We start from the raw sequence: 2767 nt of genomic DNA, 5'->3' as shown, positions 1-2767 counted from the left end.
TCGGAATTAATTAACTTAGTCTTTCATCGGAAAATCGTAACCGATTTTCCGTAACGTAATTATACACGAACACGTTGTAGTGCATTTGAGAAAGATAAAAATGGAAAAGAAAACTAAGAAGAAATCGACAGGAAAACTTATTTTAAAAGGATGTCTTTTTTCTATTTTAGGTTTTATCGTTTTAATGTTTTTAATAGCACTAATTTCTGTCATGTTTTTTCCTGATAAAGCGAATGAGAATTTTGAAAAAGCCAAAGCCGAGTTTAAATCAAAAAATTATGATGTAGCATTAAGTTTGATTAACGAAAGTATCAAATTTGATAGTTTGAATATAAATCCTGAGTATTTCATACTAAAAGGAAAAATTGAAAAAAGTAAAGGAGATACTATATTGTTCAAAAAAGATTTTAAAATTGCTTTGAACTCTATTAAAAATGGCAGAATTAGGTATGATAGAATAAAATCACTTTATGAATGGAGCCTTCAACAAAAGGATACATCATACTCAAAAGAATTACTACAAGAAAGCTTACTTTCTTTCTCTTCTAAAGATAGTATTAACTTCACCAATTCACATTTAAATACTTATAACAAATACCTTGAGTTAAAAGATACTATTGCGGGTATTGAAACTTATAAAATGCTTTGTGACAGTATTCCAAATGGATTAATATTTAATCAAATTGGTATATATTATTCAAATAAGAAAAAAAGAAAAAAGGCAATTGAATATTACAAGAAAGCAATCGAGACTGATACAACAAATGGAATTTTTTATAATAATTTAGGAATTACTTATGAAAACCTGAAAAATAAAAAACAAGCGATTAAATATTATAGATTAGGTGTTAAATATGAGAGTCGTGATGCATGTACTAATTTAAGAAATATAACCGCAAAAACTCGTTACAGAAAAATAGCAAGATGTTGGGATGGAACAATGACTTATTCCTTAGGTCAAGGAGCATGTTCACATCATGGAGGAATTAGACGATATGAGAATGAGCCATATAAAGAATATACAATGGACTGGAACTGTAAATAAACGCACTACAACAACGTGTATAGTTCATGCTTGCACATGAACTTCAAATAAAATTCCTAACTTTAAACAAACAAATGGTTTAACTGAAAAATCTCAACAGCTTAGCTGTCGCGCTTTTTCTCCCGCGGAATTTTCGCCACAAGTGGCTCATCCTAGCGCAAAAGCGCTCGGCTAAATTCCGCACAAACCATACACAAATACGTTAGCAAACAGCTGAAAATGACCTACGCAAAAATTATAATCGGAATTGGAATCTTAATCGGAATTTTTCTCTTTAAGAAAACTAAACCGAAATTATTAGTCGGAATTTTAGTTGGACTAATTATTAGTTTTGTTCTGTCCTTTATCGAAAATGAACTTCTGACTAACATTTCGTTTATCAGTTTCGGAATTTTGAGCTTGATATTCTTTGCTTATAGTGGAATTAAAAGAAAATGGCTGAATTTGATTATAGGACTTTTTGCTTTCGTTTCGTTTTTCTCGAAATTAATGCACTATCCTTATGCAAATGAACTGAAATTTTTAATGATAATTCCGATTGTGAGTTACGCTTTGACTTTCAGGAAAAAAGAAAAATATAAAACCGAATTATCGATTTTGACAATATTCGTTGCGTACGAATTAAGTGAATTTATTAAGCTGACTGAACATTGGGTAAACTGAAAAAAGCCGATTTGCTAACAACGTGTATAATTAATTGCTTTGGCAAGTGCTTATTTGGAAAATTCCTTCGGAATTTTCTCGCGTTCGTTTTTGTTTACTAAATTAGTTACTTAAACACGCAACTAACCATACACAAACACGTTGTAGGTAAATCATTATTGAATGAAGAATATTTTAGTACTATTTTGTTTTTTATTAAGTACTACAGGGTTTGCTCAAGGACTTGAACAGAGCATACTAAAGGATTTCTGTAAATGTTTTGGCAAAATAAATTCAGAGAACCCTTCAATAGACGATTCATTTGATAATTGTTTAAATTCTGTAATAAAAAACTATGAAGACGAAATTCACAACATCTTCTATCAAAAGTTTAGCTCAAAAGATGAATTAACATATGGAAAAGCATATGATTACGGATATGAATACATGGAGAAAGTTGTTAGTAATAATCTTGAGTTTCTAATATTTGAGTGTGACTCATTCTACAATTTAGCTGAAAAAGCCCGTGAAAAAAAATTAAATGACCAAGAAGAAAAAATTATTAATTCTAAAATAAATGATTTAACAATAAAAATTGAAAAATTTACATTTAAGAATATTTTCTTACTACAACGAGGTATTAATTATTTTAAATTAAAAAATTATAAAAAAGCAAGATTCGATTTTAAAAGTGTGCTTGAAATTGAGCCTGAAAACCTTGAGGCTTCTCTGTATCTAGCTTTTGTAGAAGACTATAGTGATAATTTTGATTTGGCTATTAGTCTTTATGATAATCTAATAAGAAAAAATCCTACTGAGGAACTCAAAATGCTAAAAATATTAGTCGAAAGGAGAAAACTAGAATCTAAACAATAATACTACCTACAACAACGTGTATAATTAATGCTAAACTCATACTTCAATTAAAATCCATATATTTAATCAACTGATTTGATACAACCTTAAATCCTCCGGATTATAGGTCGCACAAATCATACACGAACACGTTAGGTGCAATACCAGAAAACAGATGCTCTTTAAAAATTCAACTTTCATTTTTGTATTTTGTTTTCTTCTTAG

The 2767-nt window shown here is 29.1% G+C and carries 2 protein-coding genes; both read left to right on the top strand.

Translation table 11 applies throughout. The annotated features are described in order from the left end of the window. Positions 1-100 precede the first annotated feature (100 nt). Entirely contained in the window at positions 101-1045 is a 945-nt protein-coding gene (locus tag Q0876_RS15595) for a tetratricopeptide repeat protein (RefSeq protein WP_299229803.1), read from the top strand. An 825-nt stretch (positions 1046-1870) separates the two neighbouring features. After that, on the top strand, positions 1871-2563 hold the full coding sequence (locus Q0876_RS15590) for a tetratricopeptide repeat protein (RefSeq protein WP_299229800.1): 693 nt from the start codon (positions 1871-1873) through the stop codon (positions 2561-2563). Positions 2564-2767 lie beyond the last annotated feature (204 nt).

The organism is uncultured Psychroserpens sp., assembly GCF_947503375.1.
In the GTDB taxonomy this organism is placed as follows: Bacteria; Bacteroidota; Bacteroidia; order Flavobacteriales; family Flavobacteriaceae; genus Psychroserpens.
This window is presented reverse-complemented; position numbering and strand designations above follow the sequence as displayed.

Coding starts and splice junctions, on each gene's coding strand:
- Q0876_RS15595 (WP_299229803.1), top strand. CDS start 101: ATGGAAAAGAAAACTAAGAAGAAATCGACAGGAAAACTTATTTTAAAA.
- Q0876_RS15590 (WP_299229800.1), top strand. CDS start 1,871: ATGAAGAATATTTTAGTACTATTTTGTTTTTTATTAAGTACTACAGGG.